The organism is Xylanibacter rodentium, from assembly GCF_013166575.1.
Taxonomy (GTDB): domain Bacteria; phylum Bacteroidota; class Bacteroidia; order Bacteroidales; family Bacteroidaceae; genus Prevotella; species Prevotella rodentium.
On record NZ_JABKKE010000001.1, the window covers coordinates 370,338 to 394,508 of the forward strand.

19 protein-coding genes are annotated in these 24,171 nt (G+C 51.0%); 14 read left to right on the forward strand and 5 right to left on the reverse strand.

Translation table 11 applies throughout. From position 1 onward, the window contains the following. Positions 1-59 precede the first annotated feature (59 nt). From HPS55_RS01570 to HPS55_RS01615, 10 genes are all read left to right on the forward strand, one after another. Entirely contained in the window at positions 60-1,463 is a 1,404-nt protein-coding gene (locus tag HPS55_RS01570; RefSeq protein WP_172173997.1) for an aminopeptidase P family protein, read from the forward strand. Beyond that, positions 1,453-2,703, forward strand: a complete 1,251-nt coding sequence (locus HPS55_RS01575) for a C1 family peptidase (RefSeq protein ID WP_172174000.1) — start codon at positions 1,453-1,455, stop codon at positions 2,701-2,703. The genes HPS55_RS01570 and HPS55_RS01575 overlap by 11 nt, the downstream gene beginning before the upstream one ends. A 159-nt stretch (positions 2,704-2,862) precedes the next feature. Beyond that, complete coding sequence (locus tag HPS55_RS01580; protein ID WP_172174003.1) at positions 2,863-3,015, forward strand: hypothetical protein; 153 nt, start codon at positions 2,863-2,865, stop codon at positions 3,013-3,015. A 419-nt stretch (positions 3,016-3,434) separates the two neighbouring features. After that, the gene (gene recJ, locus HPS55_RS01585; protein WP_172174006.1) at positions 3,435-5,171 is read left to right on the forward strand and encodes a single-stranded-DNA-specific exonuclease RecJ; all 1,737 of its coding nucleotides are present in this window, start codon (positions 3,435-3,437) and stop codon (positions 5,169-5,171) included. 33 nt (positions 5,172-5,204) lie between these two features. Then, positions 5,205-7,115: a RecQ family ATP-dependent DNA helicase gene (locus tag HPS55_RS01590; protein WP_172174009.1), complete on the forward strand. Its 1,911-nt coding sequence runs from the start codon at positions 5,205-5,207 to the stop codon at positions 7,113-7,115. Positions 7,116-7,241: 126 nt separating this feature from the next. After that, positions 7,242-7,739, forward strand: coding sequence for an RNA polymerase sigma factor (locus HPS55_RS01595; protein ID WP_172174012.1), 498 nt, complete (start codon positions 7,242-7,244; stop codon positions 7,737-7,739). Between the two features lie 45 nt (positions 7,740-7,784). After that, positions 7,785-8,588, forward strand: coding sequence for a superantigen-like protein SSL4 (locus HPS55_RS01600; protein WP_172174015.1), 804 nt, complete (start codon positions 7,785-7,787; stop codon positions 8,586-8,588). A 15-nt stretch (positions 8,589-8,603) separates the two neighbouring features. Next, positions 8,604-10,601 carry a peroxiredoxin family protein gene (locus tag HPS55_RS01605; RefSeq protein ID WP_172174018.1) on the forward strand — a complete coding sequence of 666 codons (1,998 nt, stop codon included), beginning with the start codon at positions 8,604-8,606 and terminating at the stop codon, positions 10,599-10,601. A 166-nt stretch (positions 10,602-10,767) separates the two neighbouring features. After that, positions 10,768-13,581 carry an outer membrane beta-barrel protein gene (locus tag HPS55_RS01610; RefSeq protein WP_172174021.1) on the forward strand — a complete coding sequence of 938 codons (2,814 nt, stop codon included), beginning with the start codon at positions 10,768-10,770 and terminating at the stop codon, positions 13,579-13,581. 589 nt (positions 13,582-14,170) lie between these two features. Next, positions 14,171-16,579, forward strand: coding sequence for a glycoside hydrolase family 2 TIM barrel-domain containing protein (locus tag HPS55_RS01615; protein WP_172178479.1), 2,409 nt, complete (start codon positions 14,171-14,173; stop codon positions 16,577-16,579). An 83-nt stretch (positions 16,580-16,662) separates the two neighbouring features. Here the strand turns inward: HPS55_RS01615 and HPS55_RS01620 are convergent, their stop codons facing one another. Further along, a complete protein-coding gene (locus HPS55_RS01620; RefSeq protein WP_172178477.1) occupies positions 16,663-17,811 on the reverse strand; it encodes an OmpA family protein in 1,149 nt (382 codons plus the stop codon). A gap of 271 nt (positions 17,812-18,082) precedes the next feature. On the opposite strand from HPS55_RS01620, the gene cobU reads away from it, so the two are divergent. The 4 genes from cobU to cobC all read left to right on the forward strand — a co-directional run bounded on the left by cobU (position 18,083) and on the right by cobC (position 21,238). Further along, positions 18,083-18,610: a bifunctional adenosylcobinamide kinase/adenosylcobinamide-phosphate guanylyltransferase gene (cobU, locus tag HPS55_RS01625; protein WP_172178475.1), complete on the forward strand. Its 528-nt coding sequence runs from the start codon at positions 18,083-18,085 to the stop codon at positions 18,608-18,610. 111 nt (positions 18,611-18,721) lie between these two features. Continuing rightward, positions 18,722-19,915: a nicotinate-nucleotide--dimethylbenzimidazole phosphoribosyltransferase gene (locus tag HPS55_RS01630; protein ID WP_172178473.1), complete on the forward strand. Its 1,194-nt coding sequence runs from the start codon at positions 18,722-18,724 to the stop codon at positions 19,913-19,915. Further along, entirely contained in the window at positions 19,890-20,681 is a 792-nt protein-coding gene (locus tag HPS55_RS01635) for an adenosylcobinamide-GDP ribazoletransferase (RefSeq protein WP_172178471.1), read from the forward strand. Before HPS55_RS01630 ends, HPS55_RS01635 begins: the two co-directional genes overlap by 26 nt. 26 nt (positions 20,682-20,707) lie before the next feature. Beyond that, positions 20,708-21,238, forward strand: a complete 531-nt coding sequence (gene cobC, locus HPS55_RS01640) for an alpha-ribazole phosphatase family protein (RefSeq protein WP_172178482.1) — start codon at positions 20,708-20,710, stop codon at positions 21,236-21,238. Positions 21,239-21,404: 166 nt separating this feature from the next. Here cobC and HPS55_RS01645 read toward each other — a convergent pair whose 3' ends face one another. From HPS55_RS01645 to HPS55_RS01660, 4 genes are all read right to left on the reverse strand, one after another. Beyond that, complete coding sequence (locus tag HPS55_RS01645) at positions 21,405-21,953, reverse strand: 2-oxoacid:acceptor oxidoreductase family protein (protein ID WP_172178469.1); 549 nt, start codon at positions 21,951-21,953, stop codon at positions 21,405-21,407. Between the two features lie 19 nt (positions 21,954-21,972). After that, positions 21,973-22,749 carry a thiamine pyrophosphate-dependent enzyme gene (locus tag HPS55_RS01650; protein WP_172178467.1) on the reverse strand — a complete coding sequence of 259 codons (777 nt, stop codon included), beginning with the start codon at positions 22,747-22,749 and terminating at the stop codon, positions 21,973-21,975. A gap of 96 nt (positions 22,750-22,845) precedes the next feature. After that, positions 22,846-23,928, reverse strand: coding sequence for a 3-methyl-2-oxobutanoate dehydrogenase subunit VorB (locus HPS55_RS01655; protein WP_172178465.1), 1,083 nt, complete (start codon positions 23,926-23,928; stop codon positions 22,846-22,848). A 9-nt stretch (positions 23,929-23,937) separates the two neighbouring features. Then, the gene (locus tag HPS55_RS01660; protein WP_172178463.1) at positions 23,938-24,168 is read right to left on the reverse strand and encodes a 4Fe-4S binding protein; all 231 of its coding nucleotides are present in this window, start codon (positions 24,166-24,168) and stop codon (positions 23,938-23,940) included. Positions 24,169-24,171 lie beyond the last annotated feature (3 nt).

Below are 24,171 nucleotides of genomic sequence, written 5' to 3' on the forward strand. Positions count from 1 at the left end.
TTTCGATAAAAATAATATATCTTTGCAAGATATTATGATACAAAAAACTGTTTTTGCTCATGTTTGACAAAGAAACTTATGTAAAACGACGCAATGAACTCAAAAGACTTGTAGGCAAAGGTATTGTTATATTGTTCGGCAACAACGAGTCGCCGGCCAACTATCCGACCAATGCCTACTACCCGTTCCGTCAGGACTCCGCATTCATATACTATTTCGGAATGCACCGCGACGGACTGGTGGGAATCATTGACATTGACAACGACCGCGACACTCTCGTCGGCAACGACATTGACATAGAAGACATCGTATGGTTCGGCTCCGTTGACAGCGTAGGCGACATGGCTTCGAAAGTCGGTGTGGAGCATACCGCACCAATGAAAGAACTGAAAGCCATCTGCGACAAGGCCGTATCCGAAAACCGCCGGATACACTTCCTGCCACCATATCGTCACGACACGATGGTTCTGATAATGGACTTGCTGGCCATTCATCCTTCGCAACAACGGAAGTCTGCATCAATTGAACTGATAAACGCAGTAGTGAAGATGCGCTCGACAAAAGAGCCACAGGAGATTGAGGCCATCGAACGTGCCTGCGAAGTGGGATACAGAATGCACACCACGGCCATGCGCCTGACACGCCCGGGGGTGACGGAACGATATGTAGGCGGACAAGTGGACGGCACGGCCGCGTCGTATTCGTCGAAAGTCAGCTTTGCAACGATATTCACACAACACGGCGAAGTGATGCACGGAGGTCCGTCGGACTGCCTGCTCGAACCGGGAAGACTCGCATTGTGCGACGCCGGGTGTGAGCTTGACGACTATTGCTCGGACCATACACGCACATATCCCGTATCAGGCAAGTTCACACAACGCCAGTTGGACATCTACCGCATTGTCGAGGAATGCCACGACTATACTCTTGAAGTGGCACGTCCGGGCGTACGGTGGTATGATGTGCATATGAATGTGTGCCGCCTGATGACAGAACGCCTGAAGGAAATAGGCCTGATGAAGGGCGATACGGAAGAAGCCGTAAGAGCCGGCGCCCACGCCATGTTCCTGCCTCACGGCCTCGGACACATGATGGGTATGGACGTGCATGACATGGAGGGCCTCGGACAGCAGTACGTGGGCTTCGACGACGAGACACAGCCGTCAGAACAATTCGGAACCAACTGCCTGCGCATGGGACGCCGGCTGGAAGAGAACTTCGTAATGACCGACGAACCGGGCATATACTTCATACCGGCACTCATCGACGACTGGCGTAAAAGCGGACACTGCAAGGAATGGATAAACTTTGAACTGCTCGAAACCTACAAGGACTTCGGAGGAATACGCATTGAAGACGACATCCTGATAACGAAAGACGGCTGTCGTTTCCTTGGCGAAAGCCGCATACCATACCATCCTCAGGATGTGGAGGAATTCATGAAAATGAATAATGACAAGTAAACAACAGAGAATCAACAAAACAACAAACAAAACCAATATGAAGAAAATTTTGACATTGTCGCTCATCGCACTGATGTCGGTAGGAGCGAACGCACAAGAGAAGAAAGATTCTGTAAACAAAAACAAACCGGTGTTCACAACAATCAAGGAGAACCCCATAACAAGCATCAAAGACCAGAACCGCAGCGGCACATGCTGGGCATACTCGACGCTGTCGTATTTCGAGAGCGAGATACTGAAAAAAACAGGAAAGACATACGACCTCTGCGAATCGTTCGTTGCCAACAAGAACTACATGGACCGTGCTATACAGGTGGTAAGACTGCATGGCGACTGTCAGTTCTCACAAGGCGGTTCGGCATATGATGTGCTCTATGTTCTCAAAAACTACGGTATATGTCCGGAAGATGCCATGCCGTTCCCGGGAAGCCTGTATGGCGACTCGCTGAACAACTTCAACGAGTTCTTCGAAGTGATGACTCCTTATGTGACAACCATTGCCAAGAGCGAGGCTAAAAAGATTTCAGGACAGTGGAAAGTCGGATTGCAGGGCATACTCGACGCATACCTCGGACAGTGTCCCACATCGTTCAAATATGAAGGAAAGACATACACTCCGAAAGAGTTTGCATCGAGTCTCGGTCTCGACTGGAACGACTATGTGACCATAACAAGCTATACACACCATCCGTTTTGGACAGCATTCCCCGTTGAGGTGCAGGACAACTGGCGCAATCCTCTGTCATGGAACGTACCGATGGAAGACATGATGCGCATCATCGACAACGCCGTTGACAACGGGTATACCATAGCATGGGGCGGTGACGTATCGGAAGATGGATTCACCCGCAAAGGTACTGCATATGCTTATGATATGAAACAGGTACAGAGCCTGACCGGAAGTGACGCTGCACGCTGGCTCCGACTGACAACCACCAAAAAGACCGCGATGTTTGACTCGCTGGGATGCACCGCTCCCGAAATTGTCCCCACACAGGAAATGCGTCAGGAACGATACGACAACTGGCAGTTGACCGACGACCATGGTATGCTTATCTACGGTGTAGCCAAAGACCAGAACGGCAAAGAATATTACATGGTGAAGAACTCATGGGGAGAATACGGCGACTACAAAGGTATATGGTATATGACCAAAACTTTCATTGCCGCAAACACCATGGATTTCATGGTCAACAAGAATGCCATTCCGAAGGACATACGCAAGAAGCTCGGCATATAAGAGAACTAACTTTGCAAACTGTGAAGTTCACACCAGAAGCGTTGTATATAACTTTTGGTGTGAACTTTAAAACAAGCGCAGATTTATAAAATCCAATAACATAACCTTACAAGCCAGTGACTACCAACTACTTACGTAAAAAAAACGGGGGGGGTAAAAATGAGAAGAGGTGACGATGCAAGCGAATTTAAAAGACAAAGTATGAACGCAATAAAACGCAGGACTATATTGAAGAAAGTCACTTTTATCTCCATGATGATAATAGCATTCTTCATGGCAATTGCTGTTGTACTTGCATATACTATCGAATGAATATGCTCTATATTAATATGAAATGAAGTGTCGCACCGGCCAAAAAGTGCGGCACTTGGTTTTTTATGTCAATAACAACTCCGAGACCAATGGTGTATTCGGGAATGTCATAATGATATATAAAAGATACATCTTCATAATAATTACATCTGTCCGTACAATCCTTAAAAACTCAAAAACTTACAAACCATTTCTACATTTTCTTATTTTTTATTAGTAATTTTACACGCTATATCATATCGTAGATACACAGACCGACACCACATCAATCCAAAAGAAGAAGACAATGTGACAAATACGGAAGACTGTGTGACAGCGATACGGCACCACTATCCTATCCTCAACCACTTTTAAATACATATGAGGAAATACTGTGGGATTCGTAACATAAAGAAAGAAGAAAATAAAAAACAATATAAATGCAATTTAAATGGAATTACGAACCACCGACACCTGAAAGACAGAAAGCAGCCAAGGAACTGGGAGAGAAAATCGGAATGAGCCCGATACTGGCCAATCTCCTTATCCAACGAGGCATCAAGACGGAGTCGGCGGCAAAACGCTTTTTCAGACCGATGCTCAACGAGTTGATTGACCCTTTCCTGATGAACGACATGGACGTGGCTGTGGATCGGCTCAATGATGCCATGGGACGCAAAGAGCGTATCATGATCTATGGCGACTACGACGTTGACGGATGCACGGCTGTTGCTTTGGTGTATAAGTTTCTGCAGCAGTTCTATTCAAATATCGAATACTATATCCCCGACCGGTATGACGAGGGATACGGTGTAAGCCGCAAAGGGATAGACTATGCCAAAGAAACGGGGGTAAAACTGATAATAATACTCGACTGCGGAATCAAGGCTATCGACGAAATTGCTTATGCCAAAAGTCTCGACATAGACTTTATCATCTGCGACCACCACGTTCCCGACGAAGAAATGCCGCCCGCCGTGGCTATACTCAACCCCAAACGTCCGGACTCGACATATCCTTTTCATCATCTGTCGGGATGTGGTGTCGGCTTCAAGTTCATGCAAGCATTCGCCAAGAACAACGGTATACCGTTTGCACGACTGATACCGCTGCTTGACTTGTGCGCAGTAAGCATCGCATCGGACATTGTCCCTGTAACCGGCGAGAACCGTACATTGGCATTCCACGGTCTGAAACAGCTCAATCAAAGCCCGTCCGTAGGGCTGAAAGCTATCATTGACATTTGCGGACTGACCAACAGGGAATTGACCATGAGCGATATCGTATTCAAAATCGGACCGCGCATCAACGCTTCAGGCCGCATGCAGAACGGCAAGGAAGCCGTGGAACTGCTTGTGGAGAAGGACTTCAGACGCGCACTTGTCGAGGCCGGAATGATAAACGAATACAACGAACAACGCAAGGATGTGGACAAACAGATGACCGAAGAGGCCAATTCAATTGTCGAGAAACTAGAAAGCCAGAAACACTTGTCGTCCATAGTGCTATACGATGAGAACTGGAAAAAGGGTGTAATCGGGATTGTGGCATCCCGTCTCACCGAGATTTACTTCCGCCCTACAATAGTGCTCACCATGAGCGACGGTATGGCGACAGGGTCGGCGCGCAGTGTGGCCGGATTCGATATCTACGATGCCATAAAGAGCTGCCGCGACCTGCTCGAGAATTTCGGCGGACACACATACGCCGCCGGCCTCTCGTTGAAAGCTGAAAACATCAAGGAATTCATATGTCGCTTTCAGGCTTATGTCAACAACCACATCATGCCGGAACAGACACAACCCATACTCGACATAGAAGAAGTGATAGACTTCAAGGATATCACGAAAAAGATGCAGGCCGACTTGAAGAAGTTTGCACCGCACGGTCCGTGCAATCCCAAACCTCTCTTCTGCACACGCAATGTATACGATTATGGTACAAGCAAGGTGGTAGGCCGTCATCAGGAACACATCAAACTCGAACTCGTGGACAGCCGCTCAAGCAACGTAATGAACGGTATTGCCTTCGGACAGAGCGCCGCCGCACGCTACATCAAGAGCAAACGGTCGTTTGATATCGTATACACGATAGAAGAGAACGCATACAAACGCGGCGAAGTCCAGCTACAAATCGAAGATATAATGCCGGATACACAGAAAAAGAATGAAAAATAAGAAAGGGTGAAGAACAAGAAAGAATGATGAGTGATGAATAGCGGAGAATCATCTTTCGAATCCATACTGCGACGCTACTGGGGATACGATGATTTCCGGAGTATACAACGCGAGATTATCGAGAGTATCAGCAGCGGGCACGATACACTCGGACTGATGCCCACCGGAGGAGGCAAATCAATTACATTCCAAGTGCCGGCATTGGCCAAGGAAGGCGTATGTATTGTTATAACACCGCTCATAGCTCTGATGAAAGATCAGGTCATGAATCTCCGCAAACGCGGCATACGTGCGGCAGCTATCTACTCAGGCATGTCGCACGAAGCTGTGCTGACCACGCTCGACAATGCTGTTTTCGGAGCCGTCAGCATACTTTATGTATCTCCGGAACGCCTTTCCTCACAATTGTTTCAGACCAAACTGAAACATATGCGCGTCAGTTTCATCACCATAGACGAGGCCCATTGCATCAGCCAGTGGGGCTATGATTTCCGTCCGTCATATCTGAAGATTGCCGACATTCGCAGCATAAAGCCGGATGCTCCGGTGCTCGCCCTGACGGCGACGGCCACTCCGACTGTGGTTGACGACATACAGGAAAAACTCGGATTCAGAGAGAAACGTGTGTTCAACATGAGTTTCGAACGCAAGAATCTCGCTTATGTTGTTCGTCATACGTCCGACAAGCAAGGCGAACTGATACACATTCTGCAAAACGTGAACGGCAGCGCCATCGTCTATGTGCACAGCAGACGTCACGCCAAAGAAACTGCCGAACTGTTATGCGACACGGGCATGAAAGCCTCATTCTACCATGCCGGTCTTGAAAGCGCCGAGAAAGACAAACGCCAGAAGGCGTGGCAGAACGACGACATAAGGATAATAGTGGCCACGAACGCTTTCGGAATGGGTATCGACAAGCCCGATGTACGCATTGTAATACACATAGACTGCCCTGACAGCATCGAGGCTTACTTTCAGGAAGCGGGACGCGCCGGACGTGACGGTGAAAAAGCCTATGCCGTGCTACTGTGCAACAATGCTGACGTGACCAAGCTCTCGAAACGCATCAGCGACAATTTTCCGGATAAAGACTATATTAAAAAGGTATACGAACATCTCGCCTATTTCTACCAGATAGCCACAGGATCCGGCTACGGACTGACTTTCGAATTCAACATAGACAAGTTCTGCCACACCTTCGGACACTTCCCCATACAGGTAGAAGCCGCTCTGCACATACTCACCCGTGCCGGATACATAGACTATATCGAAGAACAGGAAAATGCCTCAAGGGTAAGGTTCCTCACCGAACGCGACAACCTGTATCTGCTGAAAAACAACTCTGAGACCGAAGACAAGCTCATCATAGCTCTGCTGCGCAATTACAGCGGACTGTTCAGCGACTACAACTTCGTTGACGAGAGCTTTCTTGCACAAGAGACAGACCTCACGTCACACGAAGTATACCAGACGCTGAAACTCCTTGCCCACAAGAATATCATAGGTTTTATCCCCCGCAAACGCACTCCATACATCCGGTACACCCAGCGGCGCGAAGATTCGGAACACTTGTTCTTCCCAAAAGAAATATACGAAGAGCTGAAAGACAGGTTTGAAAAACAAATCAAGGCGATGACAGAATACTTCTCATCCGACGACACTTGCCGCAGCCGCATGCTGTTGGGCTACTTCGGTGAAAATTCGGATCACGACTGCGGAACGTGCGATGTATGCCTGCAACGTGACAAGAAACTTGTCAATGACGATACCATCGCCGCCACAGAAGCGGAAATACTCGCCCTGCTTGCCGACAAACACCGCCACCACATAACGGAACTGAACAGCATAAGACGCCCTTACGAACAGATAGACGCCGCCCTGTCTTCACTGATTAACGAAGAAAAGATATTCCAAGAAGACGGAATGCTGTTCGTTGACTGACACCGGCAGCATGACTTCAACAAGCCTCCATCAACACATAAACAAGTAATCCTATACACAAAAACACATTTTTCACATTTTCAGACTTAACATACCATAACCTTAAACGTATATTAAACACAAAGAATGACACCGGAAGAATTTGAACATATAGCCAGAAAGCTACGTCCTAAACTCAACAGTATAGGACTGGACTTCTTTTCAGACAGAGACATGGCCGACGATGTGACACAAGAAGTGCTCATGCGGCTATGGATAATGCGGGAACGGATAGACATAAGACTCGGTGTCGAGGCACTTGCCTCACGTATGGCAAAGAACATCTGCGTAAGCGAGTGGAGGAAAAGGAAAACCCGTATATCATCAGACACATCCGGACCGCCGGTCGACGGATACCAACAACCTACAGCAATGGAAGACAGCGACAACCGCCGTCTGCTTGAAAATGCCATAAGCCGCCTCACTCCCACCGAAGCACGACTATACCGTATGCGCCATTTGTCAGACATGGACCTGGCCGAGATGGAGACTGTCACCGGCATCAAGAGCCGCTCTATAAGCGCAATGCTCAGTACTGCACGCCGCAAACTGCTCGAAGCAATAAGGCAACAGGGAGGCCTGTAACCACAACGAACACCACAACAGCCACACCTTATTATATATAAGCGAATGAAAAGAGACAACGAACATACCGCAACAGAAGCCGAACGGCAACAGCTCATCCGGCGATTCCTCGCCGGAGAGACCACTGTCAGTGAAGAGCACAGACTTTACGGACTGCTCAAAAACGCTGCATCCACAGAAGAGGAACGCGTGCTGCTGAGCATCCTCCCCCACCCGACAAGCGACAACGACATCGATACATGGCTATCTGAAGACGAAACAGCCACCTACGATGCCATCATCCGCCAAAGACACCGCCGGATATTTGCCGTGAGATGGGCCGCTGCCGCCATATTCATCGGACTTGTATTCGTAATGGGAATGCACTTCGGACACAACACCACATACTCCGACTCCACGGAACACAACTCCATGACCGTACTCAACGCGACATCGGATACACCCTCAACAACCTGTCTTATGTCACCGCCGTCACAGCCACAACATACATCCACGCAGACAGGTCCCCAATCGCCAACAAGCAACCAGGCATCTGAAAAAAGGAAAGAAACGCCAAAGACTCCGACCGCACCACCGTCTCTGGCAACCGCTATCCCCAACATCACTGCTTCCAACACAGTAACCACTGCTGTCACACCTGCCGGAATGACAGCTGCCGACAGCATGACCATACTCGTGGAACGCATGGAACGCGACCTCGACAATCTGTCCGACAGCGTATATCTGGCCCACGTGGAACAGATAATAAAGGCCGACGCACGGTTCCAAAAGCTGATGAACAAGATTATAATCAACAACATTACGCGACAAGACAAACCGACCGAAGCGTATAACACCGACAAACAATAAAAAACATACAGCAATATGAAGACCATCCTAACCATCATAACTTCGCTGTTACTCACAGCTACGGCTGCGGCAAAGGGCACCGAAACAAATTCCTCAGAAGCCATGAAGAAAGATGTGGAACGCTTTATCAAGGCAGATGACAAGAAGACTGGCTTTTCACATCCGGGCACCGGACACTATGTATGGAACTTCAAATACCTGCTCAACGAAAGCGATGCCGCCTCCGGCCGGCTTCCACAATCACTCAAAAAGATAGACCGTGCTTTTGAGCGCCACACCGGCAAGGCCACCACCGTGCTTACCCACAGCCCGTCCGACGGCGATTCACCGTTCCATTGGCTGTCTTTCTCATGGCCCGACACATACTGGTCACGCATATGTTTCCGTTATAACATGCGCGACGATTTCACCTACCGGTTTGCCACTTTCACCGGTCCCGACTCACTGCGCACGCTTTACGGCATTGTATGGAGGCGGGAAATGTTCTACGACAAGGACTCCCTGCCCTGCCACACCATAGACGGATATCTGATAAAGATGACGGGCAGGCACTGGCGCATAGACGACCTGAACACCACCTACGTACCAGGCCGCAACCAGTCCAACAAGAGCAAGGCTACTCCCACCGACACCACCGCATTCGTAGAGTTGCGGGAGAAGACAAAATATATCACCGGTCTGTATGCCACCCATAAGGCCAACAACGACGAAAGGGGATGTGACGCCGCCGTCTACTTCTTCCACAAACTCGCGGAAGACCTCGAAAGCACGCTGACCGTCAAGCAGTTTGACGAGATAAGCGACCTCGCCAAAAAGATGTACACCGGCAGTTCCACATGCCAACGGAACAATATTCTTGTCAAAGCCCTGGCAAGCCTGCAAAGAAAAAGCAAGAAACGTTTTCTACCAGGCGAGCTGGTGAGGACCACCTACAACAAACCGTTCATGAAAAACGAGTTTCAGATGAAGCTCGTCAGCGAGACTTACGCTTGTTCCAAGGAGACGGACAGACAGCCAGTCAAACGGAACATCAGCGGAACTGTTGCCCCCGGAACAAGCAAACTGACCTTTAAACCGATTACATATCCGTTCGGTGACTATAACAATATAGCGATTGGCGAGGACGGCAGCTTCACATACACCTACGAGGCGGAGCCTGACCAGATGTTCGAGATTGTTGACGATAAAGGCCGTAAATATGCCGTCATCGCCGACACTGTGCCCATCGTGCTCGACATGGAACACCGTAGCATAAACGCATCAGACCTCAACATGAAGTTCATGGCCTGCCAGAACCGCATACACGACTATGAGCGCGAGGCCAAGAAATACACCACCGACATAGAAATGTATACGCAGCCGATGGACAAAGACGGCTTGCTGGCCCTGATTGACAGCGCCGATGCCGCCACCGACAACATCATACGCGCCAACATGGACAACCCCATCGCGGCCTACTATCTGTCCGGAAGCTATGCAAACATGAGCTACGGACGCCTCGGCAGCCTGCTCGACAGCACCCGGGTCTACGCCTCCCACAGAGCAATGATGCCCGTATGGCAGTTCTATCGCAACATGGAGAAACGCCGTCCCGGACGCATGTACACCGATGTTGAGCTCTCCGACCCCGATGGCAAGACCCGACGGCTGAGCGAATATGTAGGGCACGGCTACGTGCTACTGTACTTCTGGAACATTCAGGACGGAGCAAGCCGCGGAGAGATACCGATGCTCAAGATAATGAACAGACGGTATAAGGATGACGGTCTCAACATCATCGGTGTATATCTCGACTCCGACCATAATAACTGGGCACGCTATGTGGAGAAGCGCGGCATCCACTGGACGCATCTGTCCAACCTTAAAGGCTTCGATTCGGAGGTGGCCCGGGCCTACGGCATCACCTCCATGCCCGAGTATGTGCTCATCGGACCGGACGGGCGGATAGTCTCCTCCGGACTCATCGGCCACTGGTTGCAGGAAAGAATCGAAGAGATATTCAATAAGAAATAATTGTTTTTTAGTTCATAAAATAAGGCTGTTAATCTGGCCGGCGGGCATTGACATGCGAATGACGGTGCCCGTTTGTTTTCTAAAAAACAAATGACAACGTAATATTTCACACAAAAGAGCGTTTGTATAACTATACAACATTAACATACTGACACACAAAAAACAAATGAGAAAACCGATTATCATTATCGTCTGCATCCTTGCAGCCATCGCAATGCAGGCACAAACAGCATCCGACACAAAGGAAACCAAAAAGAAAGAAAAGACTGTAAACATAAGCGGCAGCGTATACGACTCCTTCACACGGGGCAAGCTGGCGGCATTCATCACGCTGATGCGCCCCGACTCAACCGTGGTGGACACCGTGACATGCTACGTCAGCGACAGAGGCCAATGGTCGTGGTACTCTTTCAAAGTGCCGCGCAAGGAAGCTAAATATATCGTCAAGGCTTCATACGAAGGATATCATGACTGCTATGTAGACTTCGAGATAGGCAAGATAGGCCGCAAGTCGTACTTCGAGATACCCCAACACCTAATGAAGATACACCGCAACAACGGCATGGACGGCGGCAACCTCAACGAGCTGGTGGTCAAGGGCACGCGCGTGCAGATAGCCTACCGCGGCGACACCATCGTCTACGACGCGGCGGCATTCAATCTGCCCGACGGCTCGATGCTCGACGGACTTATCCGCCAGATGCCCGGAGCGGAGATTAAGGACAACGGTGACATATACGTGAACGGCAAGAAGATAGACAATCTGCTGCTCAACGGCAAAGACTTCTTCAAAGGCGACAACAAGGTGATGCTCGAAAACCTGCCCTACTTCACCGTCAAAAACGTACAGGTATATCACAAAAGCACGGAGAAGAGCGAACTGGCAGGCCGCGACATAGAGGAAAAGGAATATGTGATGGACGTGAAACTCAAGCGCGAGTATGCCCGGGGATACATTGCCAACGCCGAGGCAGGCGCCGGAACGGAACAGCGGTGGATGGGCCGCGCCTTCGGACTTTACTATGACGACCATACACGCATGTCGGCCTTTGCCAATATCAACAACGTCAACGAAGACCGGAAGCCAGGAAACGACGGCGAATGGAAGCCGGCCGACATGCCGCGCGGGCTGCTAAAGACACGTCAGGTGGGCATAGATCTGGATACGGAAGACAAGGAGAAGACTTTCAACAACAGGTTTTCGTCGACACTGACATGGAGAGATGCCGACAACCGAACCAACACAGCCTCGGAGAACTTTGCCTCGGACGGAAGCATATACCGCGGAAGCTCGTCGAAGACGCTCAGCGACAACTTCCAATTCCAGATACAGAACCAACTCTCCTTAAGAAAGCTGCACCTGCACTCATTCACATGGCTCAACTATACCGACGGCACCAGCATATCGGAGAGCACCGACTCCACTTTCGCCGCCACACTTACCAACAGGAGATACAGCCTCGGAAGCGGACGCAACCGCAGCATCAACATCAACCAAAACATATACTGGAGCAAACAATTCGAGTCCGGAGACTATATATCGGCAGATTTCTACGGCACATACTACAGCCACAATCCGGCCGAAAACTTCAGACTATCCCGCACAGACTATCCCGCCAACGGCACGCACGACCTGCACAACAACTACACAGACAGCCACACAAGCAACTATACATATGACATTGACTTCAGCTACAACTTCATCCTGCCCGATGACTGGGAGATTAATTCAACCGTCGGATACATGCAGAACCAGCAAAGCGTGACCAACGGCATCTACCGGCTCGACATGCTTGACAACGAGCGCTACGAGAACTTTGGCCTGCTGCCCTCCACCCGCGACTCGCTCGACATGGCTCTTGATGTCGACAACAGCCATATATCCACCACCATGGTGCGCAAATACTCCGGTTCGATAGGCTTGTCAAAATACAATGGAAAGATGAGTGCAACCCTTCGTCTGCCCGTAAGCCGGCTGACGGAACGGATGAACTATCATCACGCCACCCTCGACACCACCGCCCACAGGGCATACACAGCCTTCGAACCGTACATCCGATTCAGGACATACGGCAAAACACAGTTCAACTTCAGATACAATTTCAGCGTTTCGCGCCCCGACTTCGCGTCGCTCATGCCCGTCAGCAACAACTCCGACCCGCTATCCATCCGCATCAACAACCCAGGAATAAAGAACCGCAAAATACACAAATCGGAAGGAACCGTAACGTTCAAGAACGACTCCATAGGCTCGTCGGTATACGTGGGCTACGACTTCCTGCTGACACATAACGCCCGCGGCACACGCACCACATACAACTCCGCCACCGGTGCCTACACAAGAATGACCGACAACGTCAACGGCAACTGGAGCGGAACATTCAAGACAGGCTGGCAACGCCCCATCGACAGACTGAAACGTCTGCGCTTCGACGTCAGCGGCAGCGTGAAATACGAACGCAGCGTCGACTTCGACATAGCCTACGACACAGATGCCGACGTGCTGAGCAAGGTGACGAACATATACACCCGCCTTAACGCCAAAATGGCATACCGCCACGAGAAGCTCTCGGCAGCCATAGTGTCAAAACTCGTAATGCGCAACAGCACAAGCAACCGTGACAACTTCGAACGCATCAATACCTACGACTATCAATACGGTGGCAACGCCCAGTACACCATCCCCGGCATAGACCTGACCATCGCCACGGACATCAACATGTTCTGCCGCCGCGGCTACAGCAGTCCGTCGATGAACACCGACGACCTCGTATGGAACGCGCAGCTGACCCGCTCGTTCCTGAAAGGCCGCCTTACGGCCAAGTTGCAGGCCTTCGACCTGCTCCACCGTCTGTCGGCAGTGCGCTACAACATCAACGCGCAGGGCCGCACCGAGACGTGGTACAACTGCATTCCGCGCTACGTGATGCTCACTGCCGCGTATAAGTTCACAAAGAAACCGGACAAGAAAGGCCGCTGACATTCACATTGACATAAATGTATAAAAACCATTACATGTAATTTTTATTCTTAAAAAACAGCACTTTTTTTCACGCATTCTGGAAGAAACAGATGCCTGGAAATGCCCTTTCAAGACATAAAACCATGGCGAGAATACCGCAAAACCGGCATTTCCGGACCCAAATACGCCATATTTAACAACTCATACGGGCCATATTGCCTTGCGAAAGCGCCCATATCGCAGTGCGATATGGGCGCTTTCGCAAGGCAATATGGGCCTCTCTACTTTCTTTACAAGCCGTTTCTATTCGTTAGTTCCGTAACTATCTGACTGTCAGCACGTCCTATTTATCATAAAAATACGCCATTTTCGGCCCGTATGTAACGAAATACTGTTTTGTGACGGCCAACGAAGTGTTTTGTCATAATTATTCCCAATCCGAGCCACATCCGCCCGACATCCATGCATTAAAGTCCGGAACACATGCCACACCATCACGTACAATTATGCGGCAACGGCAATAAAGTGACATGAATATTAGGTCATGAACAAAAAAAACGTTATATTTGCAGAAACATTATAAAAGCTGCTAAAACTTATAAACGATATGAAATACAAAGCATTGTTACTTGCCCTGTCGCTCGCCGCCACGGCAACGGCACAACGTCACGAGACGGTGCTGGACGAGGGGTGGATGTTTTCGCGCGACAAGGCGCAGTGGGAAAACGTGCGCGTGCCGCACGACTGGGCCATAAACGGACCGTTCGACAAGAAGTGGGACCTGCAAGTGGTGGCCATAGAGCAGAACGGCGAAAAGGAAAAGACTGAAAAGTCAGGCCGCTCGGGCTCGCTGCCATGGATAGGCGAAGGCCACTACAAGACAACGATACGCATACCGAAAAGCTGCAAACATGCCGAACTGGTGTTTGACGGGGCCATGAGCGAACCTACCGTGAGCGTCAACGGCCGGCGTGCCGGCTACTGGGCCTACGGCTACAACGCATTCAAGGTGGACATCACACCGTATGTAAAGACGGGCGACAACACTGTCGAGGTTGACCTGAACAACGTTGAGGAAAGCAGCCGGTGGTATCCCGGAGGCGGCATATACCGCCCCGTGACGCTCGTTGTGACCGAAGACGAGGCACGGTTCGAGACGTTCGAGACATTCGCCTATACCGCCAAGGCCGACAGAAAACTGGCCGAAATGAAAGTGACAGCCAAGGTTGCAGGCAACCTGAATGACGGAACGATGGGCGTGAACATAGCCCTGTACGACCAAAAGGGCTTCATCGTGGCCGAAAGCCACTGCAACATGACCGGGACAGGCGACATCAGCACTGTGCTCGACGTGAAGAAGCCACAGTTGTGGTCGCCCGAATCGCCATATCTGTACAAACTCGTGACAAAACTGTATCGCGACCGCAAGCTCATTGACCGGCAGACTGTAAACGTGGGCATACGCACGGCCACGGTGACAAAGGAGGGCGGATTCCAGCTCAACGGACAGACACGCAAGTTCAAGGGCGTATGTCTGCACCACGACCTTGGTCCGCTCGGCGCCGCCATAAACAAGGCTGCGCTGATACGCCAGATAAAGATGATGAAGGCAATGGGCTGCGACGCCATACGCACGGCCCACAACATGCCGTCGAAGATGCAAATGGACATATGCGACTCGCTGGGAATGATGGTAATGGCCGAAAGTTTCGACATGTGGAAATATGCCAAATGCAAAAACGGCTACGCACGCTTCTTCGACGAATGGGGCGACCGCGACATAGAAAACCTGGTGAAAAACCACCGCAACCACCCGTCGATAGTGATGTGGAGCATAGGCAACGAGATACCCGAACAGGGCATGAAGGGCGGAAAGGACATAGCCCGCCGCCTGCAGGACCTCTGCCACAGGCTCGACCCGTCGCGCACCGTCACGCAGGGTATGGACCGCGTGGACAATGCCATGCACACGGGATTCGCACAGGTGATGGACGTGCCCGGCTTCAACTACCGTCTGCACAAATACGAGAAAGGCCTGAAAGAACTGCCGCAGGGCTTCCTGCTCGGCTCGGAGACAGCCTCAACAGTAAGTTCGCGCGGTGTCTACAAGTTCCCTGTAGAGGTATCGAACAAGAAGACATACGCCGACGGACAATGCAACGGCTACGATACAGAATGCTGTCCGTGGAGCAATCTGCCCGACGATGACTGGCGCTGGCAGGACGACTACAAGCAGGTGATAGGCGAATTTGTATGGACGGGCTACGACTATCTGGGCGAGCCGACACCCTACGACGAGTACTGGCCAAGCCGCAGCAGCTACTTCGGAATATGCGATCTGGCCGGACTGCCCAAAGACCGCTACTATCTGTATCGCAGCAAGTGGAACACCAAGGAACACACCGTGCACCTGCTGCCACATTGGACATGGCCCGACCGCAAAGGAAAGGTGACACCCGTATATTGCTACACCGACGGAGTGGAGGGCGAACTCTTCGTCAACGGCAAGAGCCAGGGCCGCGTGCGCAAGAACAAGGAGGGCCGGCTTAACCGTTACCGCCTGCGCTGGAACGACGTGAAATATGAGCCGGGAGAAATCCGTGTGGTGGCCTACGATGCCGCCGGAAACAAGATTGGCGAGGACGTGAAGCGCACGGCCGGCGCCCCTGCCGAACTGATACTGACGGCCGAATATGCCGACGACAACAGGAAAGCACTGACGGCCGACGGCGACGACATGGCTTTTGTCACCGTCTCGCTGGCCGACAAGGATGGCAACTTCTGTCCAACGGCCGACGACGAACTGACATTCGAGGTCACGGGCACGGGTACATATCAGGCAGCCTGCAACGGCGACGCCACATCACTCGAGCCATTCAACGGAACGCAGATGAAGCTATTCGCAGGCCGGCTGGTCGTAGTGGTGCGAAGCACGAAGACTCCGGGCATCATGACACTGAAAGTTACGGACAAGAAACGCAAACTCCAAAAGACGATAGACATAAGGACTGTATGAACAGACAATGCCTTTCTGTGAAAAAGAATATCCCCGCTGCCGTCGCCGGCAGTGGGGATATTCATTAAGAGTAGTATGTAAACTTATTTTGTAGTATCGATGAACACTACCACGCGGTTGAAGTCCAGTTCGTCGAACATCTTGTCCGTAGCTCCCATACCCTGTGTGGTAAGACGGTCGGCCTTCACTCCGTAACGCTTCACGAGAGCGTTCTTGACAGCTGTGGCACGTGCCTCGGAAAGACGCTGGTTGAACTCCATGTTACCCTCGGGAGAGGCATAACCCTTTATAAGTATCTTGGACTCGGGATGATTCTTCATGTATGTCGCTATCATAGAGATACTTGCATACTGAGCCGCGTCGATGGTGCTCTTGCCCTGACGGAAGATTACCGACGGCTGGAGAACGTTGACATTGGTCGTGGTGGTCTCCTCCACTATCACCGGACGTTCGCTGTTGCGCAGACGATTCTCCAGATCGCTGATGGTGCGGCGGCCTGCTGCAATCTCGTTGTCACGGGCATCGACATCGCTTCGCAACTCGTTTATCCTGCCGTTGAGAGCGTCTATCTCTGCCTGGTCGCGGAGCTCGGCCAAAGCGAAGTTGTGAGTGCCGTTGCTGTTGCCGAACTTATAGTTGACACCGAGCAGAAGTCCTAATGCAGAATTGTTTGAGTTGAAATGGGTCTTGTTGCCGTCCATGTTCATTCCATATGTTATATTAGGCTCCAAATAAATCTGCCATGCCTTTGATTCGCCAAGGTTGAAGGTGAAGTCGACACCGAGCTTTGTGGTCATAACATTCTCACGAGGCAGTTTGTTGCTCTCCGTACTGAAGGCATGCCCCCATCCTATTCCATATACACCCACCACTTCAAACACTCTCGGTTCACCGGTATATCCGCCGAAAAGATTGCTGAAGTTGGTCGTTCCGAGCACCGACACGTTTATACCTTTCAGGAATGTGCCGGTCTCGTAGGCACTGCCCTTGTTGTCAAAATAAGCCTGTCCCTCTGCTGCTACTCCGAAAACAGGAGTGATATTACGGCCTATCCTAAGACCGGCAGAGGGGTTGAGATTGCGGAACATCGACGTGTGTGTGGTCTTGAAATTTGCTCCACCATTGATACCTATGTACCAGTTGTCTGTAAACTTGCTCTCTGCTAATGTCTGAGCTGACATTGTCTGTGCCGCCATTGCTGCGACTGCAAACATCAAAAATTGCTTTTTCATACTACTAACGTTTTTAATTGTAAAACTACTGTTCATAATGTTATCCTGTATTTGTTTGATTACGCTTGCAAAGTAAATAAAAATCTGAGTAACCGCCAAACCTTTTAGACAAGCACAATATTTAATAACAGATTTATTGAATTGGGGCTGTTTTAGGGATTTGATTTTACATTTATATGGCTAAAATATATGAAAAAAAGATGACCGCAGGCTTTGCCGTGTCTCACAAATAAGCTAACTTTGCGGTCGTAAAACGACAGGAGTATACGCAATGAAACGCATAATAATGATAACAGGCGGCCAACGGTCGGGCAAAAGCCGATATGCCGAGAACCTGGCACTTGGCTTGAGCGACCGGCCCATATACATGGCAACAGCCCATGTCTGGGACGACGAGTTCCGTCTGAGAGTGAAAAACCATCAGCAACGGCGCGGTCCGCAGTGGACAAACATAGAGGAGGAAAAGCATCTGAGCCGCCACGACATCGGCGGCCGGGTGGTCGTGATAGACTGTATAACCCTGTGGTGTACCAACTTTTTCTTCAACCGCAGCAAAGCCGAATGGGAGCAGCCGTCAGTGGACGAGGCCCTGGAGGCTGTGAAAGCTGAGTTCAACCGTTTCACGACCCAGGATGCCACGTTCATCTTCGTGACCAACGAGATTGGCAGCGGTGGCGTGAGCGACAACGCCATACAGCGTCGCTTCACCGATCTTGAAGGATGGATGAACCAATATGTTGCTTCACAGGCCGACGAAGTGGTGCTGATGGTGAGCGGAATACCGGTAAGGATAAAGTGACACCGACACCGGCAGACATCCGCAAAGGCATAAAAACATGTCCTTAATACATATAGAAATACACATTATTATATATAATGAGAGAATAACGACATCAAAAACATAACATCCATGCGACAATTCGACATAGCAACAATCTCTTCGCCTTCAATAGGGGAAGCGCATCCGGACCGCAATACCATACGTGCCAAGATAGACAATCTCAACAAACCTAAAGGGTCGCTCGGACAACTCGAGGAACTGGCCATGCAGATATGTATGATACAGAACACGCTGACACCGGCACTCAACAGCCCCCACCACCTGCTCTTCGGCAGCGACCATGGCATAGAGCGCGAGGGTGTGAGCGTGTCGCCAAGGGAAATAACATGGCAACAGATGATAAATTTCACGCACGGCGGCGGTGGAGTAAATATGTTCTGCCGGCAACACGGCTTCAAGTTGCGGCTGATAGACGTGGGCGTCGACTACGACCTAAGCGACTGCCAGGGCATCATCGACAGGAAGATTGCGCACGGCACGGCAAACTTTCTATACGGTCCGGCAATGAGCGAAGAACAATTCGACATTGCCATCGCCACAGGAGCAGAGCAGGTGGATGCATGTGCCGGTGAAGGATGCAACGTGATATGCATCGGAGAGATGGGCATTGCCAACACTTCACCGTCGAGCATATGGATGAGCATTTTCGGCAACATTCCGCTTGATGAATGCATTGGTGCGGGAGCAGGTCTCGACAGTCCTGGCATAAAACATAAGCGCGAGGTGCTGGCCAAAGCCGTGGAGAGATTTAAAGGCAAGGGGGCCGACTGTAAGATTCAGAGTTCAGAGTATAGAGTGCAGAAGTCTGATTGCCATTTGAGGCAGTTGTCTTGTCCTAAAAATAATAATACCTCTGCACTCCATACTCAGAACTCTGAACTCCACAATCCGAATTCCGACATAGAAAGGACGATAAGATACTTCGGAGGCTTTGAGATGGTGGCCGCCATAGGGGCGATGTTGCGCGCAGCCGAACGGCGTTTCGTCATACTGATAGACGGATTTATAATGACGGCATGCGCACTGGCCGCCTCACGGCTCTACCCCGCCGTTACGGACTATATGATATTCGGACATTGCGGAGACGAGAGCGGACACCGCCGCATGCTCGACATCATGGGAGCAAAGCCGCTGCTAAGCCTCGGACTGCGCCTTGGCGAAGGCACCGGAGCGCTATGTGCATATCCCATTGTGGACAGTGCCGTAAGGATGATTAACGAAATGAACAACTTCGACAATGCAAATATCACTAAATACTTCTAAATGGTACGACCGCCTGTGGGCGTCATTCATATTCTTCACACGTCTGCCGCTGTGGCGTCTGCACCAGCCGCCGCGTGAGTGTTACCGCAGCGTGGTCGAATACTGGCCACTGACCGGATGGCTCACCGCCGGTGTCATGGCCGCTGTGGTATACTTCGGGAGCATATGGATGCCCTACCCCGTGGCCGTGTTGCTGGCCATCGCATCGAGAATATTGCTCACAGGAGCACTGCACGAGGACGGTCTGTGCGACTTCTTTGACGGTTTCGGAGGCGGAGGGAACGACCGGCAGCGCATCCTCGACATAATGAAAGATTCGCGAACAGGCACATACGGCGTTCTCGGCATTGTCCTATACGGGCTTCTGCTCTTGGCCACACTCGTGTCAATGCCACGCACCATGGCCGCACTCACTATCCTTGCAGCCGACCCGTTTGCCAAGATGGTTGCCGGCCAAATCATAATGATGATGCCCTATGCCCGCAACGAGGAAGAGTCGAAAGCCAAAACGGTATACCGGAAGATGAGCATCACGGCCGGAATACGCCTCGCCGCACAGGGACTGTTGCCACTTGCCGCATATATATATGTATGGCGCAATGCCGGCATCGACTGGCAGATTCTCATTTTCGCCCCATGTATAGTGATGTATATGTTGTATCTGCTGATATGGAAACGTCTGCACGGATACACGGGCGACTGTTGCGGTGCTCTGTTCCTGCTCGTCGAACTGACATTCTATATTGCTGCCGCAAGTATGGTATAGGTTTAATTTGATTGAACGGATGAATGATGGAAGTGGTGATGATAAGACACACCAGAGTCGGTGTGGATAAAGGGACATGCTACGGATGGAGCGATGTGCCCGTAGCAGAAACATTTGAACAGGAAGCAGCCGTGACAAAGGGAAATCTCGACACTTTCGGTGAATTTGACGCCGTGTTCTCGTCACCGCTCACACGCGCACTGCGGTTGGCGGTATACTGCGGATATCCCGAAGCCATCAAGGATGAACGGCTTAAAGAGATGAATATGGGCGACTGGGAGATGCTGAAGTTTGACGAGATAAAAGACAGACGGCTGCAACAATGGTACGACAACTATATGACCCTACCGACGACCAACGGTGAAAGTTTCCCCATGCTGTATGACCGCGTAAGCTCTTTTCTCGACGAACTGCGCGGCAAACCATTCCATCGTGTGGCCATATTCGCCCATGGCGGCGTGCTGATGTGCGGCGGGATATACACCGGAATGTTCACGAAGGAAGATTGTTTCAACCATCTGGCCGCATACGGCGGAATACAGGCAATGTCTCTATAAGCCATTATACGAAGCACATACACAGAAACATACGTGACGGAAACGTATAGGAAAAGCCGTTTCATCCGATCATACGGTTGAAACGGCTTTCAATGCTATCTCGTTTCACACGCATGACAGTATGAAACGGTTTTCCTGATGCAGCCTTGTCCGGCTGTGCCACATATCACCGAGCCATCCTGGAGATAATCTTACCGCCCTCTTCCAAAGCCTGCATGTTCAGTGGAATAAGTCCGTGATGGCGTTCGGGCAGCGTCTTATACAACGCTTTCTCCATGCCGGCATGGCTCACTACGGGACACACCTCAAGCAGTCCTCCAAGCACAATCATATTGAATATCTTTCCGTTCTTCATCTCCGCAGCCTTGTCCATTGCATCTATGCGGTATACGGTGATGTCGCTGCGTGTCGGCGGATTGATTATTCCGTATCCGTCGTATATGAGTATGCCTCCCGGCTTCACCTTAGGCTCAAACTTGTCGAGCGACGGCTGGTTAAGAACAATGGCAATATCATACGTGCTCAGTATGGGTGACGATATGCGCTCGTCACTCACTATGACAGTAACATTGGCCGTACCGCCGCGCTGTTCGGGGCCGTAAGCCGGCATCCATGTAACTTCCTTGCCCTCCATGAGTCCGGAGTAGGCCAATATCTTGCCCATTGACAGCACACCCTGTCCGCCGAATCCTGAGATTATTATTTCTTTCTCCATATCTTAAGTGTTAAAGGAGTTATTCCGATGTTTTGTCTTTCAAGTCGCCCTTGGGATAGAACGGGAACATATTGTTCTTCATCCATTCGTTGGCTTTCACCGGCGACAGCTTCCAACCGCTGCTGCACGTTGAAACAATCTCTACCAGACTGCTGCCCTTTCCGGCCATCGACGCCTCGAAAGCCTTGCGGATGGCACGTTTGGCACTGCGAATAGATGCCACGCTCTCCACGCTTTGCCTCGTGACATAACACGTTCCCTCCAACTGGGCGGCAATCTCCGTTATCTTGATAGGATAGCCATGCAACTCGGCATCACGTCCGTAAGGGCACGTAGCCGTCTTCTGTCCGAGCAAAGTAGTAGGCGCCATCTGTCCGCCGGTCATGCCGTATATTGCATTGTTGATAAAGATTATGACTATATTCTCGCCGCGGTTGAGCGCATGGATGGTCTCGGCCGTACCGATACAGGCCAAGTCACCATCGCCCTGATAGGTGAACACCAGACGATCGGGCCAAAGGCGCTTGATGCCCGTGGCAACGGCCGGTGCACGCCCGTGAGCAGCCTCCTGCCAGTCGATATCAAGATAGCGGTAAGCAAAGACAGCACATCCAACCGGACTCACGCCCACGGTCTTCTCCTCCATTTCCATCTCCTCTATCACCTCGCCTATCAGCTTGTGCACCACACCGTGACTACAGCCAGGACAATAGTGCATCGGCACCTCATTCATCAGCTCCGGTTTCTTGTATACAAGATTCTCCGGAGATATTATTCCGTTAAATTCCGCATTCATTGCTCATTATTATTTTAGCACTGTGCCATTACTATTTCGCATTAACATATCCACGACAAGAGGCAACGGCGGCAGCAAGTTCTTGATACTCCACTCTCAATTCTCCATTTTACGAAGCGCATCGACTATCTCGTCCGGCTCTGGAACGATGCCTCCGAGACGGCCGAAATGCCCGACAGGCGTGCTGCCATTGACAGCCAGACGCACATCCTCCACCATCTGCCCGGCATTTATCTCTACCACAAGTATGCCTTTCCTGCCTTGCGCCACGGCCGCAATCTGCTCCGTAGGGAACGGCCACAAAGTAATGGGACGGAAAAGTCCAGCCTTGATTCCACAATCGCGCGCCATGTCGATGGCCTTCTGAGCCAGACGGGCGGCACTGCCGAAAGCTACAATAACATAGTCGGCATCGTCACACTGCCACGTATCGTAGCGCACTTCCGTCTCGCGTATCTTCCTGTACTTCTCCTGCAGATGCAGATTGTGCACCTCCATCACCTCGGACTTCAGCTCAAGCGAAGTCATTATGTTGGGACGTCGGTCCTTGGTACGCCCCATCGTGGCCCAAGGACACTCACGACGAATCTCTTCCTCGGTACGGCGAGGACGGTATGGCGGCAGTACCACACGCTCCATCATCTGTCCGATAACACCGTCGCTGAGTATCATGACGGGGTTACGGTACTTGAAAGCCAGATTGAATGACAAGTCGACGAAGTCGGCCATCTCCTGCACCGATGCCGGAGCGAGCACAATAACGTTGTAGTCGCCGTTGCCTCCGCCACGAGTGGCCTGAAAATAGTCACTCTGCGAAGGCTGTATGGTGCCCAGTCCGGGGCCTCCACGCTGCACGTTGACCACCACACCGGGTATCTCGGCCCCCGCCATATACGATATACCCTCCTGCATAAGTGCGATTCCGGGGCTCGACGACGAGGTAAAGGCACGCTTTCCGGCGCCGGCCGCTCCATACACCATATTGATGGATGCTACCTCGCTCTCGGCCTGCACCACTACCATGCCCGTGGTCTCCCACGGCTTGTCGAGTGCAAGCGTCTCTATCACTTCACTCTGCGGTGTTATCGGATATCCGAAATATCCGTCCACTCCGCAACGAACGGCCGCACGGGCTATAGCCTCGTTGCCTTTCATCAGTGTAACTTCCTGTTCTGCCATAATCCCTCCTTAGTCATCAATTCTTTTTCTATATACTGTGATACATCCGTCAGGACATACTATTCCGCACGATGCGCAGCCTATGCACTCATCGGCACAAATCACCTCTACATACGGATAACCGCTCACGTTGACCCGCTTGCCCATTGCTATGACAGCTTTCGGACAGGCCTGCACGCACAGTGCGCATCCTTTGCAACGTGCTGTATCCACCACGATAGCGCCTTTCATTCTTCCCATACA

What these genes read in the sequence shown, in the direction of transcription:
- HPS55_RS01570 (WP_172173997.1), top strand. Translation starts at nt 60, where the DNA reads ATGTTTGACAAAGAAACTTATGTAAAACGACGCAATGAACTCAAAAGA.
- HPS55_RS01575 (WP_172174000.1), top strand. Translation starts at nt 1,453, where the DNA reads ATGACAAGTAAACAACAGAGAATCAACAAAACAACAAACAAAACCAAT.
- HPS55_RS01580 (WP_172174003.1), top strand. Translation starts at nt 2,863, where the DNA reads ATGAGAAGAGGTGACGATGCAAGCGAATTTAAAAGACAAAGTATGAAC.
- recJ (WP_172174006.1), top strand. Translation starts at nt 3,435, where the DNA reads ATGCAATTTAAATGGAATTACGAACCACCGACACCTGAAAGACAGAAA.
- HPS55_RS01590 (WP_172174009.1), top strand. Translation starts at nt 5,205, where the DNA reads ATGAATAGCGGAGAATCATCTTTCGAATCCATACTGCGACGCTACTGG.
- HPS55_RS01595 (WP_172174012.1), top strand. Translation starts at nt 7,242, where the DNA reads ATGACACCGGAAGAATTTGAACATATAGCCAGAAAGCTACGTCCTAAA.
- HPS55_RS01600 (WP_172174015.1), top strand. Translation starts at nt 7,785, where the DNA reads ATGAAAAGAGACAACGAACATACCGCAACAGAAGCCGAACGGCAACAG.
- HPS55_RS01605 (WP_172174018.1), top strand. Translation starts at nt 8,604, where the DNA reads ATGAAGACCATCCTAACCATCATAACTTCGCTGTTACTCACAGCTACG.
- HPS55_RS01610 (WP_172174021.1), top strand. Translation starts at nt 10,768, where the DNA reads ATGAGAAAACCGATTATCATTATCGTCTGCATCCTTGCAGCCATCGCA.
- HPS55_RS01615 (WP_172178479.1), top strand. Translation starts at nt 14,171, where the DNA reads ATGAAATACAAAGCATTGTTACTTGCCCTGTCGCTCGCCGCCACGGCA.
- HPS55_RS01620 (WP_172178477.1), bottom strand. Translation starts at nt 17,811, where the DNA reads ATGAAAAAGCAATTTTTGATGTTTGCAGTCGCAGCAATGGCGGCACAG.
- cobU (WP_172178475.1), top strand. Translation starts at nt 18,083, where the DNA reads ATGAAACGCATAATAATGATAACAGGCGGCCAACGGTCGGGCAAAAGC.
- HPS55_RS01630 (WP_172178473.1), top strand. Translation starts at nt 18,722, where the DNA reads ATGCGACAATTCGACATAGCAACAATCTCTTCGCCTTCAATAGGGGAA.
- HPS55_RS01635 (WP_172178471.1), top strand. Translation starts at nt 19,890, where the DNA reads ATGCAAATATCACTAAATACTTCTAAATGGTACGACCGCCTGTGGGCG.
- cobC (WP_172178482.1), top strand. Translation starts at nt 20,708, where the DNA reads ATGGAAGTGGTGATGATAAGACACACCAGAGTCGGTGTGGATAAAGGG.
- HPS55_RS01645 (WP_172178469.1), bottom strand. Translation starts at nt 21,953, where the DNA reads ATGGAGAAAGAAATAATAATCTCAGGATTCGGCGGACAGGGTGTGCTG.
- HPS55_RS01650 (WP_172178467.1), bottom strand. Translation starts at nt 22,749, where the DNA reads ATGAATGCGGAATTTAACGGAATAATATCTCCGGAGAATCTTGTATAC.
- HPS55_RS01655 (WP_172178465.1), bottom strand. Translation starts at nt 23,928, where the DNA reads ATGGCAGAACAGGAAGTTACACTGATGAAAGGCAACGAGGCTATAGCC.
- HPS55_RS01660 (WP_172178463.1), bottom strand. Translation starts at nt 24,168, where the DNA reads ATGGGAAGAATGAAAGGCGCTATCGTGGTGGATACAGCACGTTGCAAA.